Source organism: Siminovitchia sp. FSL H7-0308 (genome assembly GCF_037980985.1).
GTDB classification, from domain to species: Bacteria; Bacillota; Bacilli; order Bacillales; family Bacillaceae_C; genus Siminovitchia; species Siminovitchia thermophila.
Genome location: NZ_CP150282.1, coordinates 802,953 through 819,423, shown reverse-complemented (window position 1 = coordinate 819,423; position 16,471 = coordinate 802,953). Strand labels below are relative to the sequence as shown.

Annotated in this window: 13 protein-coding genes, 1 riboswitch and 1 other annotated feature; of the genes, 4 read left to right on the top strand and 9 right to left on the bottom strand. The window is 42.9% G+C overall.

What is annotated here, in order from left to right; translation table 11 throughout:
• Positions 1 to 45: 45 nt before the first annotated feature.
• The gene (gene leuS, locus MHB50_RS03910; RefSeq protein WP_340084882.1) at positions 46 to 2,460 is read right to left on the bottom strand and encodes a leucine--tRNA ligase; all 2,415 of its coding nucleotides are present in this window, start codon (positions 2,458 to 2,460) and stop codon (positions 46 to 48) included.
• Between the two features lie 53 nt (positions 2,461 to 2,513).
• Positions 2,514 to 2,756: a binding site (T-box leader), on the bottom strand.
• Positions 2,757 to 2,970: 214 nt separating this feature from the next.
• Complete coding sequence (locus MHB50_RS03905) at positions 2,971 to 3,261, bottom strand: YtzC family protein (protein WP_077110878.1); 291 nt, start codon at positions 3,259 to 3,261, stop codon at positions 2,971 to 2,973.
• 113 nt (positions 3,262 to 3,374) lie between these two features.
• Between MHB50_RS03905 and MHB50_RS03900 the strand changes: the two genes are divergently transcribed.
• A complete protein-coding gene (locus MHB50_RS03900) occupies positions 3,375 to 3,947 on the top strand; it encodes a class I SAM-dependent methyltransferase (protein ID WP_077110880.1) in 573 nt (190 codons plus the stop codon).
• Positions 3,948 to 4,343: 396 nt separating this feature from the next.
• On the opposite strand, the gene MHB50_RS03895 is transcribed toward MHB50_RS03900, so the two are convergent.
• The 4 genes from MHB50_RS03895 to MHB50_RS03880 form a co-directional block, all read right to left on the bottom strand.
• A complete protein-coding gene (locus tag MHB50_RS03895) occupies positions 4,344 to 5,210 on the bottom strand; it encodes an IS3 family transposase (RefSeq protein WP_340084881.1) in 867 nt (288 codons plus the stop codon).
• Positions 5,174 to 5,731, bottom strand: coding sequence for a transposase (locus MHB50_RS03890; protein WP_340084555.1), 558 nt, complete (start codon positions 5,729 to 5,731; stop codon positions 5,174 to 5,176). The genes MHB50_RS03895 and MHB50_RS03890 overlap by 37 nt, the downstream gene beginning before the upstream one ends.
• A 378-nt stretch (positions 5,732 to 6,109) precedes the next feature.
• Positions 6,110 to 7,207, bottom strand: a complete 1,098-nt coding sequence (locus tag MHB50_RS03885) for a tetraprenyl-beta-curcumene synthase family protein (protein ID WP_340084880.1) — start codon at positions 7,205 to 7,207, stop codon at positions 6,110 to 6,112.
• A 14-nt stretch (positions 7,208 to 7,221) separates the two neighbouring features.
• Positions 7,222 to 8,031 carry an alpha/beta hydrolase gene (locus tag MHB50_RS03880; RefSeq protein WP_077110884.1) on the bottom strand — a complete coding sequence of 270 codons (810 nt, stop codon included), beginning with the start codon at positions 8,029 to 8,031 and terminating at the stop codon, positions 7,222 to 7,224.
• Positions 8,032 to 8,397: 366 nt separating this feature from the next.
• Here MHB50_RS03880 and MHB50_RS03875 point away from each other — a divergent pair, with 366 nt between their 5' ends.
• Both MHB50_RS03875 and MHB50_RS03870 read left to right on the top strand, forming a co-directional pair.
• Complete coding sequence (locus MHB50_RS03875) at positions 8,398 to 8,916, top strand: gamma carbonic anhydrase family protein (protein ID WP_077110886.1); 519 nt, start codon at positions 8,398 to 8,400, stop codon at positions 8,914 to 8,916.
• Between the two features lie 103 nt (positions 8,917 to 9,019).
• Positions 9,020 to 9,847, top strand: coding sequence for a C39 family peptidase (locus tag MHB50_RS03870; RefSeq protein WP_339162067.1), 828 nt, complete (start codon positions 9,020 to 9,022; stop codon positions 9,845 to 9,847).
• On the opposite strand, the gene asnB is transcribed toward MHB50_RS03870, so the two are convergent.
• The 3 genes from asnB to metK form a co-directional block, all read right to left on the bottom strand.
• Positions 9,844 to 11,739 (bottom strand): asparagine synthase (glutamine-hydrolyzing), encoded by a 1,896-nt coding sequence (asnB, locus tag MHB50_RS03865; RefSeq protein ID WP_340084879.1) that lies wholly within the window; start codon positions 11,737 to 11,739, stop codon positions 9,844 to 9,846. The two genes, MHB50_RS03870 and asnB, sit on opposite strands and share 4 nt — an antisense overlap.
• 161 nt (positions 11,740 to 11,900) lie before the next feature.
• Complete coding sequence (locus MHB50_RS03860) at positions 11,901 to 12,821, bottom strand: nitronate monooxygenase (protein WP_077110891.1); 921 nt, start codon at positions 12,819 to 12,821, stop codon at positions 11,901 to 11,903.
• A 257-nt stretch (positions 12,822 to 13,078) separates the two neighbouring features.
• Positions 13,079 to 14,278, bottom strand: a complete 1,200-nt coding sequence (metK, locus tag MHB50_RS03855) for a methionine adenosyltransferase (RefSeq protein WP_340084878.1) — start codon at positions 14,276 to 14,278, stop codon at positions 13,079 to 13,081.
• Between the two features lie 153 nt (positions 14,279 to 14,431).
• A riboswitch (SAM riboswitch) is annotated at positions 14,432 to 14,560 on the bottom strand.
• 264 nt (positions 14,561 to 14,824) lie between these two features.
• Between metK and pckA the strand changes: the two genes are divergently transcribed.
• Entirely contained in the window at positions 14,825 to 16,414 is a 1,590-nt protein-coding gene (gene pckA / locus MHB50_RS03850) for a phosphoenolpyruvate carboxykinase (ATP) (protein WP_077110895.1), read from the top strand.
• The last annotated feature ends 57 nt before the right edge of the window (positions 16,415 to 16,471 follow it).

Genomic DNA, 16,471 nt, shown 5'->3' with positions numbered 1-16,471 from the left:
TTATAACAATAAAGAAAAGCCTCCGGAAGTGGAGACTTTTCATCATCAGTTCGCAACGATATTGACTAATTTTCCTGGTACTGCAATCACTTTTCTAATAGTCTTACCTTCTATGAGTGCTTTGATTTTCTCATCGTTTTTAGCGGCTTTTTCTAGCTCTTCCTTGCTTGCTTCACGAGAAACAATCAATTTGGACCTTACTTTTCCATTGATTTGGACAACGACTTCCACTTCATCAGAAATGAGTTTTGCTTCGTCGTACTGAGGCCACGGTTCATAGGAAATCGTCTCTTTATGACCAAGCTTTTGCCACAACTCTTCCGCCATATGCGGAGCGATCGGGGATAACAGTTTCAGGAAGCCTTCAATATATTTTTTTGGAAGTACTTCTGCTTTATATGATTCATTGATGAACACCATCAATTGGGAAATTGCAGTGTTAAAATGCATTGCTTCAAAGTCTTCCGTTACTTTTTTGACCGTTTGATGATACACTATCTCAAGCTGTCCGCCTGTTTGATCACTGATTTTATCCGTAATATGACCATTTTCGGCAACGAGAAGGCGCCAAATACGGTCAAGGAAACGACGGGCACCGTCAAGTCCGGTCGTTGACCATGCAGCGGATGCTTCAGGAGGGCCCATGAACATTTCATAGAGCCGGAGTGTATCTGCTCCATGGCTTTCAATAATATCATCCGGATTGACGACATTCCCTTTTGATTTACTCATTTTCTCATTGTTTTCTCCAAGAATCATCCCTTGGTTAAACAGTTTTTGGAACGGTTCTTTTGTCGGAACAACTCCGATATCATATAAGAATTTATGCCAAAAACGGGCGTATAGCAAGTGTAGTACGGCATGTTCCGCGCCGCCAATATAAACATCGACTGGAAGCCAGTTTTCTAATAATTCCTTGTCGGCAAGCTCCTTGTCGTTGTCAGGATCAATGAATCTCAAGAAATACCAGCAGCTTCCGGCCCATTGCGGCATCGTATTCGTTTCCCTGCGGCCCTTCTTCCCGGTTTCCGGGTCTTCCACATGAAGCCAGTCAGTAATATTGGCAAGCGGCGACTCACCGGTTCCCGATGGTTTAATCTCGTCTGTTTCAGGCAGTAAAACTGGCAACTGTTCTTCGGGAACAGCCGTCATTGTCCCGTCCTCCCAATGGATAATCGGGATCGGTTCTCCCCAGTAACGTTGGCGGCTAAACAACCAGTCACGCAAGCGATATGTGACTTTTCTTTTGCCATGTCCTTCTTTTTCCAGCCAGTCATTCATTTTTTCGATGGCTTCATCAAGGCCCAAACCATCCAAGAATCCCGAGTTTACGTGAAGGCCGTCGCCAACATAGGCCTCTTTTTCAATGTTTCCGCCGGAAACGACTTCTTTAATTTCCAACCCGAATTTCCGGGCAAATTCATAGTCCCGCTCATCGTGTGCAGGCACGGCCATAATAGCGCCAGTTCCATAGGAAGCCAATACATAATCGGCGATCCAAATGGGCATTTTTTCACCGTTTGCCGGATTAATGGCATAAGCACCTGTAAATACGCCCGTTTTTTCTTTGGAAAGATCTGTTCTTTCTAAGTCGCTTTTTGTTTTAATGTTGTCTATATAAGCTTCCACTTCTGACTTTTGTTCAGGAGTGGTAATTTTGGCAACAAGATGATGTTCTGGAGCCAGCACGGCATATGTCGCACCAAACAATGTATCGGGACGAGTTGTAAAAGCCGTAAACGTTTCGGCATGACCGGCAATGGAAAAGGTGATTTCCGCCCCTTCGGAACGGCCGATCCAGTTGCGCTGCATATCTTTAATACTTTCGGGCCAATCGAGTTCATCCAAATCTTCAAGCAGGCGGTCCGCATATTTCGTAATTCTTAAAATCCACTGTTTCATCGGCCGGCGTTCAACGGGATGCCCGCCGCGCTCACTTTTTCCATCAATGACTTCCTCGTTGGCCAGGACGGTTCCAAGCGCCGGGCACCAATTGACCGGAACTTCATCAATATAAGCAAGGCCATGTTCAAACAGCTTGAGAAAAATCCATTGCGTCCATTTATAATAGGATGGATCGGTCGTGTTAATTTCCCGGTCCCAATCATAAGAAAAGCCGAGCGCCTTGATTTGTTTCCGGAATGTATCGATATTATGCTCCGTAAACTCGGCTGGATCATTTCCAGTATCAATCGCATATTGTTCAGCCGGAAGACCAAACGCATCCCACCCCATCGGGTGGAGGACATTGTATCCTTGCATTCGCTTCATACGGGCAAGAATGTCCGATGCCGTATATCCTTTCGGATGCCCGACATGAAGCCCTGCTCCCGACGGATATGGGAACATATCAAGAGCATAAAATTTCTTTTTTCCTTCATTTTCAGTCGTTTTAAACGTTTTGTTTTCTTCCCAATAACGTTGCCATTTTTGTTCAATCTGTTTATGATTGTAACTCATCGAGATGCCTCCTACCTTATACTAAATAAAAAAACCCCTCATCCCGGTAATATTCCTGGGACGAGAGGTGTGATTTCTCCCGCGGTACCACCCATTTTTAGCGTATAGCTCACTCACTTGATTGTTCCTTAACGCAGAGAACGGCAAGCATTACCGGAAAAAATCGGGATAAACCGTTTTCTTTCACACCTGCAACTCGAAAGGGGAGTTCCTGATGATCCTGGTTGGCTCCCACCTGCCGCCAACTCTCTGAAAACAGGGTGACATCAATACTGGTCCTTCGTTACCGTTTTAACATATTTTATTATCTTTATTCCCCATTGTAGACAATTTTAGACAGGTTTTCAAGCCTATATTGGGGCTGCGTATTCTATTCAGATGGATGGGCTTCAGATACCCAAGATTCTCCCTTATTTATTCAGAAACGACTTTCATTCCTATTTAACCAATCCAGGGTGTTGTCTCCGGTTTTTATGTAAAAAGACAGGCCGCATTCAGCCTGTCTTCTTGTTAATGCCACGTGCTGTATACTGGACGATCATGATTAAGGAGAATCATTTTGTTTTGCAACTGCTGAATCTTCAAGCGCACTCTGTGGAGCCGTTCACGCTGCTCCGGGTTGGCGCTGTCAGATATTTTTCGGAGCTGTACGAGCATGGCTTCAAGCTCTTGCATGGCATCACTATACTCTATATCATAGTGGTGCTCCTGCCTGCTGCCCAGGTCGTATTGCTCTTCCGCATTGATAATGGCTGTTTCACAACGGTTGATAAAGTGTTCAATCGACTGTCTGGTAGCCATTTAACAATCCTCCCCTTTTTTCGACGGCATATAGCTCGTCTTCCTGTAGTATATACTCAAATCTTGACGGTTATGTTACAATTTTGTATGAATGCCTTAGGAGGAGCTAAACCATGAATCTTGAAGGTGTACTTTCTTTTACAAGAACCGTCATGCAGAGGGTTGTTCGACCAGGTGGCTTTGTAGTGGATGCGACAGTTGGAAATGGCCACGACACACTTTTTTTGGCACAGCTTATCGGAGACACTGGCCGAGTATTTGGCTATGATATTCAAGAAGAAGCCATTGCTAATACCAAAAAGCAGTTGCAGGAACGAGAACTTCTTGAACGGGTTACCTTGTTTCAGACAGGCCACGAAAACATTTCCGCTACAATCCCTGAAGAAATCCATGGCAGCCTAAGCGGAGCCATGTTCAATCTCGGTTATTTGCCTGGCGGGAATAAATCCATCGTTACGAAAGCGGAAACGACGATCATGGCTGTGAAACAGTTGCTGAAGATGATGGCTCCAGGCGGAATCATTGTTCTCGTTGTTTACCATGGGCATAAAGAAGGGGAAAAAGAGCGGAACGAGCTGTTAAAATTTTCACAAAACCTTGATCAAGACATGGTGCATGTCCTGCAATATGCTTTTATCAACTTAAAAAACAATGCGCCCTTCGTACTTGCTTTTGAAAAAAGATAAGAGGGACAGTCTGATGTAGTCTTGCCGTTTTTTCTTATGGCTTTGGTGGAAGATGACAGCAACTACTGTCATTTGAGCGGAAGTCTGCTACGAAGCGGGGATTGCAATATCCTTTGTGATTGATCATTTTTATTTTATTGGATCAACCCATGGCTACCAGTTTCCTCTGATTTCACAGCAAGTTTGTCCGTTCCATGGGTCGTCTTATCTCACAGGCATATTGCCTGTCTTTTTTTCATCTTGATTTCCTCCTCATTCATTTCTATTTGCCGAAAAAAATTTAGGCCATTCCATACAGTTATTAGCGTTATGACATTTTTTGCCCAAAGCGCCAAAATAAAACCGCGTGAAATCAAGGTTTTAAAAGGTGGTTACCCCTAAAAGCTAGAGTTTTTATTATGCAGCTGATTGGCTGGATTGAGTTCGGTATTGGACCGGACTTAGTCCAGTCAATTTTTCTTTGGATCGTTCATTGTTATACCAGTAGATATAGTCTTCTATTCTCCTTTTTAACTCCTCATAGCTTACTAGTTTTTCCCCATAATACATTTCTTGCTTTAAAATGCCAAAGAAATTCTCCATCGAGGCGTTGTCTGTGCAGGCTGCTTTACGTGACATGCTTTGGAATACTTTATTTTTCCTTAATGTTTTAACCCATTGTTTGTGTTGGTAATGCCACCCTTGATCCGAGTGGACGGTAGTACGGTAGGTTGCGTGATTCTTTATGATCTCAATTGTTTCGTCTAAAGGTTCCATGACAAGATCCAATGTTGGACGTTTCTTAATTCCAAACGAAATAATTTCTCCATTATAAAGGTCTAGAATAGGGTTTAAATACAACTTCTCTTCGCCTAGACATTTGAATTCTGTAATGTCAGTTACTAATTTTTGAAGAGGAATAGATGTGTTAAAACGGCGGGATAGAAGGTTTTTCGCTACCTTTCCAACCCTTCCCTTATAGGAGTTGTATTTCCGAGATTTCCGCATAAATTTAACACATTTCAGACTTAATTCCCGCATAAGTCGATACACTTTTTTATGATTAACGCAATGTCCTAATTTCTTTAATTCTTTTGTGATTCGTTTATAACCATAGCGTTCATGGAATTGCTTAAATAGGTGTCTAATGAGTTCTTTTATTTCTGCATCAGCATCTTCTTTACCAAAGTTTTTTACATGATAGTGATAGGTTGCTTCAGGAATACCCACAACAAGGAGAATATGTTTTAATCGGAATCCTTCTTCTTTGAGTTCGAATGCCACCTTTGCCTGTGCTTTTCGTGGAAGGCATTCGGATTCTCCCGAAAAGCTCGCAACTTTTTTAGATACGCATTTTCTAGCCTTAGTAGTTCATTCTCACGTTCCAGCTCTTCTTCACGTGTTAACTTTATTTCTTCCTTTTTCTTTGGTTTATTGGGTTTCTTGGACATAGAAGACTCCCCCTTTGGTTTCAGGCCTTCTACACCTTGTTCCTTAAATTCTTTCATCCAGCGTCTAATTAAGGAAGGGTTGTTCAACTTAAATTGAACAGCAGTTTCTAAATAAGAAGCACCTGTCTTTAACACAAATTGTATCGTATCTAATTTAAATTGGACAGGATACATTTCCCTAGTTTGCTTTCTTTTTAACCCATCCATTCCCTGAGATTTATACACTTTCACCCATTCAACTATTGGTGTTTCACTACCCATATTATATTTTTTTGCCAATGATTTATATCCTAGGTTGCCATATAAATACTCGGTGACAAGCTTTATTTTAAATTCCTCATTATATTTAGCCATAAAAACACCCCCGAAAATTAGATTTTCTACTCTAACTTTCGGGGGTAAGTACCAAATTGATTTCATGCGGTTATTCATTTTTATACGATTTTGTCCCAATCTCTTTCCTCTGTCCAAATGTTCATCATAAAGCCCAGCCTATATCCCTGCATATTCGGAGCTTTCAACGAAATTAGGTGGGGGCTCGTCTCCTGATCAATGGCTTAGCAATAACTTTGTTAAGTTCGCTATATAAAAATGTTAAAACAGCCCTAATCTGTTCAAAAAGAATATATTCTCTATATATTGAAATCATAACGTTTTAGGAGGAGCGTCCGAAGCCGAAAAGTCGACTTATTGGACATCTCCTTCCTATTGCCTGCGGAGACCATTTTCCCGTTATTTAATGGATGAAGAAAGTTGCTTGGATGTTCCCATCAGCATTCTTTGGACAGCCCTGTAGGCCCGCCCGTTCCAATAAAAAAAGTAACTGATGAAACCGCCCCGCTTCATCATTTTTCTGGCCATCGACTTGACATTTTCCTGTTTGTGGACTTTATTGTCTGATAAATAGACACCGAGCAAGCCCCTATTGATTAAGCGATGGAATTTCCTGTCTGGAAGATTATTCGTATGTTTGTCGGCCTCGTCCAAAAAGTGGATGAATCTGTTTAACATTTCCTCATTGTTTTTATAGTAAAAACAAAAATTCAAGTCCCCCCCTTTTCGGTCTTCCTCCTGGTCGATAAAGTAATCGAGCAAAATATGAAGACCCTGAATATAGGGGAAATACCCATCACGTATCATATGGGCATGTTCATCCATAAAATCGTGCCGCATGGCGTAAGATACTAGACAGAAAATCCCCAAAGTGGAACCCGAACAAGCGGAAAATTCATGCCATCCCATCTTTGGCAATCCGTGCTCATATTGAGCAAACCAATTTTTTAAACGGTCTTCCCGTTCTTCCGTACGAACATGTTTATGTATTTGCAAATCACAATAATACGTACATAGTTCAAATAAATGGGGTTTGATCGTTTCATAATGGGGGACTCTTTCAAGAACAGATTGGCACGTCTTCATTAAATCAACGAGATAACCGCCATCATCCCGGTCCTGCCGATGGCGATAATAATCCCGTTCCGTTGCACCAACCGTCAACGCGTCTTCCATTGCTTCATGAAGCGCCGCGAAATCCTTTGGATCAAGAGAAGTACTCCGGTCACAAAGATTATCCAGGTAGTCGCTGATTGTTTGGTAGGCGACGATAAATTTAATTACATCCCGCTTTTTTTCCAGCGCAGCCAATGCCATGATAGACCCGCCTTCACAATGAAACGTTTTATGTTCAATGCTTGCCAAAGCCTGCTGTCGGAGCTCTCTATTTGGTATCTCGTCCGCACGTTGTTTCCAGTAACCGAGCTCCTCATGAACAGCCGGCATAATTTGGCGGTATACTTTATTCATTAATGTAATTGGATGCGTTGGCAACATGTTTTGACATCACCTCATTCGTTACCATTATACTCTATCAGAAGCAGCTCGTTGTGAATAAAGTTCTTTGCATATTCAAATACAAGCTCTCTTTCAGGTTCATTGAAGATTTCGTGAAAGCAATTCGGCCATTCTTTATAAATCTTTTCCGTAACCGATAGCTGATTGAACCACTCGACCACTTCTGCTTTATCTACAATTTTATCATCCCCGCCCTGCATAACCAAAAGAGGAACATCAGGAAAGGTTGAAATGTGTGTGAAAGCCGCCTTCATGGCTTTTAAAAGTTCACGATACCAACGGACAGATACCTTTGTAACAAATAAACTATCGTTTAAAGCCCGGTCTTTCACATCCTCGTTTCTAGTAGCCATATCAATATTTAAAGTGCTCTTTACCTTGATCTCTGGGGCAATCCAGTTCAACCCGACAGATAAGGCGTTCATCGTCAACGACGGGTATTCCACAAGACCGAGACAAGGAGATGAAAGAATGACGCCTGCCGGCTTTATATTTCTTTCCTGAAGAAGCCTGATCACTGTCAAACCACCCATGCTATGGCCAAGAAGGAATACGGGTAATTCATATTTTTCAGCTTCCTCGATCCAGCTTTCCACTTCGATAATATATTCATTGAAAGAGTCGATATGGCCCCGGTGCGAGCGGGTCGTCAGCCCCTGTCCCGGCAGATCCCCCGTTACAATATGAAAATGGTTCACACGCCACATTTCTATGAGCCATCCATACCGCCGATGGTGCTCCATAGCGCCATGAACTAGTACGATAACGCCACGGGCTTGCCCTACAGCTTCCCATTTCCTCATGTTGTAAACTCCTTGCCTGTATTTTTCAAGAACAATAAATTGGCTGTTTGATAAACCAATGTGAAAGTTCCTTCTTCTATCATACGTATACTCTCCCCGTATTTCTACTTAATGAGTCTTCTTTAACACTTTTTCCGTCATTTTCGTTAAGATAGGGGTACAGTGAAACTTCAAACTGCGGACTTTCGTCTGCTGATTGTTCGCTGAACCAATCGGGCATTTACTGGCTGTTGATCCCATACTTTCCATTCTCGTTTTCTTGAAATAGGGCTTACTGCCAGTTGCCCTACTTCACATCGAATTTTGGATATGGGCTTACTGCCAGTTAAAGCGATATACATTAATGGCAAGAAAGGATGTTTTATTATGGCTATTTACCCTTACAATGGAAAAACACCGCAAATCGCGCCATCCGTCTTTATAGCGGACTATGCGACAATCACTGGAGATGTCGTCATCGGGGAGGAATCAAGCGTTTGGTTTAATTGTACCATTCGCGGGGACGTTGCCCCAACCATCATCGGTAAAAAAGTAAATATCCAGGACAACTCTGTACTGCATCAAAGTCCCGGGAACCCGCTTATTATCGAGGATGAAGTGACAGTGGGACATCAAGTGATCCTCCATAGTTGTATTATAAGAAAAAAAGCCCTTATTGGCATGGGGTCCATCCTATTGGATCAGGCGGAAATCGGGGAAGGCGCCTTTATTGGAGCCGGAAGCCTCGTTCCCCAAGGAAAAGTAATCCCCCCAAACACGGTCGCCTTTGGCCGTCCGGCAAAAGTGATCCGCGAGGTCACCGATGCCGACAGGGCGGAGATGGAAAGAATTTCAAGGGAGTATGCGGAAAAAGGGGTTTACTATCAATCATTGCAAAAAAAGTAAATGTTCACATATTTGACGGTTCTTCACCTTAAGCTTTCATGATTTATGCCGATTAAAACAATAAGCATTTCAAACGAATTGTTTTAAGACGGGTGATAAAAAAATGAATACATCAGTGTTGTATATTATGATCCCTTCACTGCTGCTCGTGTTGCTGTTTCTTTATTTTAAACGGGATTCATGGGGCTATACGATTGCTGTGTTGCTTTCAGCAGCAACCTTCATATTTGTATTATTTAACACGGTTCAATCCCCGAAAAGCAATCAGGCGATCGCTTTTCAAGGAGGAACAAAAAGCGGGAATATGGAAATCATCCCCATTAAAGATCAGGTGTTAATAGACGCCCCCGTTGTGAATCAGATGCCCGAACTGCCCCGCGGCTGTGAAGTAACTGCCCTTTCCATGCTTTTGGAAAGTGCGGGAGTCTCTACCGACAAAATGAAACTCGCAAAAGAAATAAAGAAAGATCCCACGCCCCGCACTGTAAAAAACGGCAAAGTGTATTTCGGAAATCCGAACGAAGGCTTTGTTGGAAATATGTATACATTCAGCGAGCCGGGCCTTGGCGTTTACCACGGGCCGATTATGGAACTCGGAGAAAAATACCTTCCTGGAAAAATGGTCAACTTGACTGGGCAATCGTTCGAAGAATTAAAGATTCCCCTTTCAACCGGCCGGCCGGTCTGGGTCATCATTAATGCCGAATACCGTGAACTGGATGATTCCTATTTTGAAACGTGGGAAACAAAATCAGGCCCAGTCAAAATCACCATGAAAGAACATTCCGTCCTGATTACCGGTTACGATGAAAAATATGTCTATTTCAACGACCCGTTAACAGGAAAGAAAAATAAAAAAGCACCCATAAGAGATTTCGAAAAATCATGGGTGCAAATGGGTAGCCAAGCTCTTACATATTCAGGAGACTAAGATCCTGAAACGGCTGCCTTTTTTTCTTTTTGAAAATCATATTTTTCCTCTACAAACACTCCATGCCATACCATAAAGACAAGTACTGTCCAAATTTTACGGCTATGATCCAACTTGCCGCGGCAATGCTCATCCAGCAAATCCAGTACATACTGTTTGTTGATTAAGTGGCCGGTTTCACTTTGTTTAATGAGATCAACCGCCCAATCATGCATTTCGGCTTTCAGCCAATGCCGGATCGGAACTGGAAATCCAAGCTTCTTCCGGTTAAGTACATGATCCGGCACAATTCCTTCCGCCGCTTTTCTCAATATGTACTTTGTCGTACCCTCGGCTGTTTTTAACGATGTCGGAATCTTCGAAGCGATATCAAACACTGCTTTATCAAGAAAAGGCACCCGTAATTCAAGAGAATGCGCCATCGTCATCCGATCCGCCTTCAGCAAAATATCCCCGCGCATCCATGTATGGATGTCAATATACTGCATCCGGTCAACCGGATCATACCCGGCCGTTTCAGCATACAAAGGCTTTGTTACATCGCGAAAGTCGACGGCTCCGTTGTATTTGACGAGTAAAGACCGCTTTTCTTCCTCAGAGAACATTTTCGCATTCCCAATATATCTCTCCTCCATTGGAGTAACACCGCGTTCGATGAAACTTTTTCCCCTTACACCTTCAGGAAGAGCGCTGGCCAAAGACCTTAACAAAGCTTTTCCGACATCGGGGATTTTATTGAACATCTCCAACGATTGTGGCTCCCTGTAGATGTTGTAACCTCCAAAGAGTTCATCGGCTCCTTCTCCGGATAAAACAACGGTGACGTGCTTTCTCGCTTCACGCGCGACAAAATATAAAGGAACACACGCAGGATCCGCTAACGGGTCATCCATATGCCACATAATTTTGGGAAGCTCGTTCATATATTCTTCAGGAGAAATAACATAGTTGATGTTTTCCACTCCTAGACGATCGGCTGTTTCTTTTGCCACATCAATTTCACTGAATCCGTCCCTTTCAAAACCGACGGAGAATGTTTTAATATTCGGGTGGAATTGTTTGGCAATTGATACAATTAATGATGAATCTATTCCGCCTGACAGGAAAGATCCGACAGGAACATCACTTCTCATATGAATGTTAACCGAGTCGAACAGCACATCCCGGATTTCTTTGATAAACTCTTCCTGCGAACGGTGTCCGACAGGGGAAAAGTTTGCTTTCCAATAACGGGCGATATTCAAGGGCCCTCCAGGCTTTTTTGTAAAATAATGTCCCGGTTCCAGTTTTCGAATGTTTTTCGTCATCGTCTCCGGTTCAGGCACAAACTGGTAAGTCATGTATTGCTGTAATGAATCCAAATGTAACTCACTGGATTCCATCGCAAGCAAAATACTCTTTTTCTCTGAAGCAAAAAATGTCTCCTCATCGTTTTCCAAATAAAAAAATGGTTTGATTCCAAATGGGTCGCGCGCGCCAAACAGCTCCTGCTTTTCTTTGTCCCAAATGACAAAAGCAAACATGCCGCGCAAACGCTCAACCGCTTTTTCCCTTAACTCGCTGAACAGGGCAAGGATGACTTCCGTATCCGATTCCGTTTCAAAGGAAAATCCTTTCTTTACGAGTTCCTCACGCAATTCGACAAAATTGTATATTTCTCCATTAAAGATAATCCAGTAACGGTCATTCTCATATGATAAGGGCTGGCTTCCACTTTCTATATCGATAATACTCAACCGCCTAAATCCGAAACGGATATGTTCATCAGAAAAAAAGCCTTCATCATCCGGACCGCGGTGGACGATTAAATCGTTCATTTGCTTCAACAATTTCTTCTCTGAATCATTTTGTTCTGTTGCTTGTTCATGGATGCAACCGATAAAACCGCACATTGTGTGTCACCTACTCTAATTAAATTCAAGCAATACCTTACTTATATTAACATTATTTCCTCCTCATTTGCAGATATAAACGAATCAAAATTATATTGCCTGGCAAAAAAGAGAGAGACAATATGTGAACGGCCCTCTCGTATGATCCGTTGTTTCAGCAATTAGTCTATTTTTACTCTAAATTCGTTTTGTAATAAGTCCGCTTTTCCTTCCTCATATTCTTTTAACAGTATTTCCACAATTTCCCTCGTTGTTTCCTTTTTCTTGACAGTGGTGATTCCCTGGCCCGCAGACCAAATATCGCGCCATGCTTTCACGTTAACCAAATGCGATAAATCCACCTTTTCGTTCGGCTTTAATGTCTCTGGATCAATCCCTTCCTTGATCAGGCTGGGAATCAGAATATTCGCGTGGACTCCGCTCAAAGCATCTGTATAAAGAATGTCTTCAATGGTGGACTGAAGCACCATGTTTTTATATTCATCATCCGCATTGCTTTCATGCGCAGCCAAAAAACGAGTGCCCATATAGGCAAAATCAGCTCCCATTACTCGCGCGGCCAAAACATCCTTCCCCGTAGAAATCGCCCCCGACAAAATAATTGTTCCATCATAAAATTCTTTTACCGCCGCGATAAAAGCAAACGGATTCAGCGTACCACCGTGCCCTCCGGCGCCAGCACATACTAAAATCAATCCATCTACTCCTATATGTGCCGCTTTTTTCGCATGGCTGATATGAGCAACATCCGAATAAACAAGTCCGCCATATCCATGTACAATGTCCAGCACTTCACCGGGATTTCCCAGAGATGTAATCACAATCGGCGGTTGATATGTCCGGATTAACTCAATATCTTCATCATATCGTTTATTTGCTTTTCTGTGACAAATCAAATTTACAGCCCAAGCCTTTCCCGCCAAGCCTTTATTCACTTCTTCAAGCCACTGCGCGCATACTTCAGCAGGACGAGCATTTAAAAGCGGGAAGGAACCGATGACGCCCGACTTCCCCGCTTCAATAACCATTTTGGGCGTTGATACTAAAAACATCGGCGCTACGATGACAGGAAGTTTAAGCATTTTTTATCACCTTCTTACTTCTTTTTCGCTCTTTCGTTCCCAAATTCGGATACTCACAAGCACATGTTCCATCGGCGAAAAATTCCCTCAATTCAACAAAGGTATGTCTTTTTTTCATCATCATTCCCCCAATGCCAAATATTTCTTACTTAATTAACTATTCTCCCACATCAATAACTGATGTCAATGACACAATTTTTTGGCTCTTTCAGGTAAAAAAATGCGAAGCCGCACTTATGCGGCTCCGCTGCATCAAATTACACAGAAGTTAAGCTGACAAGGGCATCAGCCTTATCGGTCCTCTCCCAAGGCAAGTCGATATCCGTCCGGCCAAAATGGCCGTAAGCAGCCGTTTGCTTGTAAATAGGACGTCGCAAGTCGAGCATTTTAATAATCCCTGCCGGGCGAAGGTCAAAGGTTTTCCGAATCGCTTTTACAAGTGTTTCTTCATCCACTTTTCCGGTGCCAAACGTGTCTACTGAAATGGAAACAGGCTGGGCGACACCAATCGCATACGCGAGCTGTACTTCACATTTATCCGCAACACCCGCTGCCACGATATTTTTCGCCACATATCTTGCGGCATAGGCCGCAGAGCGGTCTACCTTCGTTGGGTCCTTTCCGGAAAAGGCGCCGCCTCCATGGCGGGCATAGCCTCCATACGTATCGACGATGATCTTTCTTCCTGTTAACCCCGCATCTCCCTGAGGTCCCCCAATAACAAAGCGTCCCGTCGGATTGATAAAATATTTGGTTTTATCATCCATTAATTCGGGAGGCACGACTGGCTTAATGACATGTTCTATTATATCCTGTTGAATTTGTTCCAAGGTAATTTCTGGATGGTGCTGGGCCGAAATGACAATCGTGTCCACACGAACAGGCTTTCCGTCTTCGTTATATTCAATCGTTACTTGCGTTTTTCCGTCGGGACGCAAGTACGGTACCACTTCGTTCTTGCGGATTTCAGCCAGCCGCCTTGAAAGCTTGTGAGCCAGCGATATGGGAAGCGGCATCAGCTCTTTCGTCTCATTGCATGCATAGCCGAACATAAGCCCTTGGTCTCCTGCTCCGATCGCTTCGATTTCTTCATCGCTCATTTCTCCTTCTCTTGCTTCAAGGGCGACATCTACCCCCGCAGCAATATCAGGCGATTGCTCATCAATCGAAGTAATGACCGCACATGTCTCGGCATCAAAGCCGTATTTTGCACGTGTATACCCAATGCCTTTCAAAGTGTCGCGAACGATCTTTGGAATATCAACATAAGTAGATGTTGTAATTTCCCCGGCAACTAAAACAAGCCCGGTCGTAACGGATGTTTCACAAGCCACACGGGCATTTGCATCCTCGGCAAGGATGGCATCCAATATGGCATCAGATATTTGATCACAAATTTTATCCGGATGTCCCTCAGTAACGGACTCAGATGTAAATAACCGCCGATTTTTGGACATCAAAGCTCCTCCTTTTAACAATAAAAATAATGGATCCAATAGAAAATGCTTCATATGAAGCATTTTCATGCGAACTTGCCAAATAAAGCAAAAAAACCTTTCCCCACAGTAAATCATTGAGGAAAGGTTTTGTCATCGTGTTCGAGCCTTTCACTCTTATCGTCCAAGGCTTTCGACCTTGCTACAGGTAAGCACCTTTCTATTCGTCAAGCATACTCGCTTGCTCATAGCAGGTTGCCGGGCTTCAAAGGACCTGTTTCCTCCACCATCTCAGGATAAGAGTATCCATTCATTATAAAATCATAACCTAAATGATAAAACGATGTCAACAGGGAACCCTTAATTATATAAAGATCTTGGAAAATCGGGCGATATTTTCATGAAAAAGAGTCTTTTCTGGCTTTTTTTAAAGAAATAGGGTATATAATGAAATGCCAGCCCATGTTCATGAAATCTTCAAAAATAGTATAGACTATTCATTTAAATGTGTTATACTAATTCTCAAGTACCTAAAACTTAAAAATCAAAACAAAGGAAGGGTAAGGAATGAGTTCAATAGGCATCAAAAGCGAATTAACTCAATTAATAAATGGGCAAAACGTTCATTTACAATTATCAGTTCCTCGGCTGGTCGAAAAAGTATTAAACCGCAATGAAGGAATTCTTACTGCATCAGGTGCTGTGCGCGCCGAAACAGGAAAATATACAGGCCGTTCCCCTAAGGATAAGTTTATTGTAGAGGAACCATCTGTAAAAGACAAAATTGAATGGGGTTCCGTTAACCAGCCCATTTCTTCAGATGTATTTGAAAAGCTCTACACGAAGGTGATCAAATATTTACAATCAAGAGATGAAATTTTTGTTTTTAAAGGATTTGCCGGAGCTGATGAAAAGTACCGTTTACCGATCCAAGTCGTGAATGAATATGCCTGGCATAATCTTTTTGCCCATCAGCTGTTTATACGCCCTTCCGCGGAAGAACTTGCAAAACATCAAACTGAATTTACTGTTGTTTCAGCTCCAGGCTTCAAAGCGAACCCTGAAGTTGACGGCACAAAATCAGAAACGTTTATTATCGTGTCATTCGAACGAAAAATTGTTTTAATCGGTGGAACAGAGTATGCGGGAGAGATGAAGAAATCCATCTTCTCTGTCATGAACTATGTTCTCCCGGAAGCGGACATCTTATCGATGCATTGCTCGGCCAACGTTGGAATTGAGGGCGATGTAGCATTATTCTTCGGATTGTCCGGAACAGGCAAAACGACATTGTCTGCCGATCCAAACCGCCGGTTAATCGGTGATGACGAGCACGGCTGGTCTCCAAACGGAGTCTTTAACGTTGAAGGCGGCTGTTATGCAAAAACGGCAGGCTTATCAGTAGAAAAAGAGCCGCAAATTTATAATGCCATTACATTTGGTTCTGTTTTAGAGAATGTCATTGTTGATCCGGATTCACGCGAACCGCTGTATGATGACACAACGCTGACGGAAAACACAAGAGCGGCCTATCCAATCCAGGCAATCGACAACATCGTTGAACCAAGCATCGCCGGCCATCCTTCTGTTATCGTATTTTTAACTGCCGATGCTTTTGGCGTACTGCCTCCAATCAGCAAGTTAACAAAGGAGCAGGCCATGTACCATTTCTTGAGCGGGTACACGTCCAAGCTCGCTGGAACAGAAAGAGGCGTTACATCACCTGAAGCGACATTCTCGACATGCTTCGGAGCGCCATTCCTACCGCTCCCGGCTGCACGATATGCTGAAATGCTCGGAAAGAAAATTGATGAGCACGGAGTCCAGGTTTTCCTCGTTAATACAGGCTGGACCGGCGGAGAATATGGAGTCGGCAGCAGAATGAATTTAAGCTACACACGCGCCATGGTTCAAGCAGCGCTAAATGGAGAATTAGAAAACGTTGAAACCGTTCAAGATAAAGTATTTGGTCTCTCTATTCCACTCCACGTTCCTGGAGTGCCTGATGAAGTACTTCAACCAAACAAAACCTGGTCTGATGAAAAAGCCTACTATGCGAAAGCCAAAGAATTGGCTGGCAAGTTCGATCAAAACTTCTCCAAGTTTTCACATGTTGATAAACTCATCAAACAACTGGGTGGACCAATAGCTAAATAATGATTGAAAAGTTTGCGGAGGAAAATATGCCTCTGCAAACTTTTTTGCTTTTAAAAT

Excerpts from the sequence above, each read along its gene's own strand:
- leuS (WP_340084882.1), bottom strand. The coding sequence starts at position 2,460 with ATGAGTTACAATCATAAACAGATTGAACAAAAATGGCAACGTTATTGG.
- MHB50_RS03905 (WP_077110878.1), bottom strand. The coding sequence starts at position 3,261 with ATGGCTACCAGACAGTCGATTGAACACTTTATCAACCGTTGTGAAACA.
- MHB50_RS03900 (WP_077110880.1), top strand. The coding sequence starts at position 3,375 with ATGAATCTTGAAGGTGTACTTTCTTTTACAAGAACCGTCATGCAGAGG.
- MHB50_RS03890 (WP_340084555.1), bottom strand. The coding sequence starts at position 5,731 with ATGGCTAAATATAATGAGGAATTTAAAATAAAGCTTGTCACCGAGTAT.
- MHB50_RS03885 (WP_340084880.1), bottom strand. The coding sequence starts at position 7,207 with ATGTTGCCAACGCATCCAATTACATTAATGAATAAAGTATACCGCCAA.
- MHB50_RS03880 (WP_077110884.1), bottom strand. The coding sequence starts at position 8,031 with ATGAGGAAATGGGAAGCTGTAGGGCAAGCCCGTGGCGTTATCGTACTA.
- MHB50_RS03875 (WP_077110886.1), top strand. The coding sequence starts at position 8,398 with ATGGCTATTTACCCTTACAATGGAAAAACACCGCAAATCGCGCCATCC.
- MHB50_RS03870 (WP_339162067.1), top strand. The coding sequence starts at position 9,020 with ATGAATACATCAGTGTTGTATATTATGATCCCTTCACTGCTGCTCGTG.
- asnB (WP_340084879.1), bottom strand. The coding sequence starts at position 11,739 with ATGTGCGGTTTTATCGGTTGCATCCATGAACAAGCAACAGAACAAAAT.
- MHB50_RS03860 (WP_077110891.1), bottom strand. The coding sequence starts at position 12,821 with ATGCTTAAACTTCCTGTCATCGTAGCGCCGATGTTTTTAGTATCAACG.
- metK (WP_340084878.1), bottom strand. The coding sequence starts at position 14,278 with ATGTCCAAAAATCGGCGGTTATTTACATCTGAGTCCGTTACTGAGGGA.
- pckA (WP_077110895.1), top strand. The coding sequence starts at position 14,825 with ATGAGTTCAATAGGCATCAAAAGCGAATTAACTCAATTAATAAATGGG.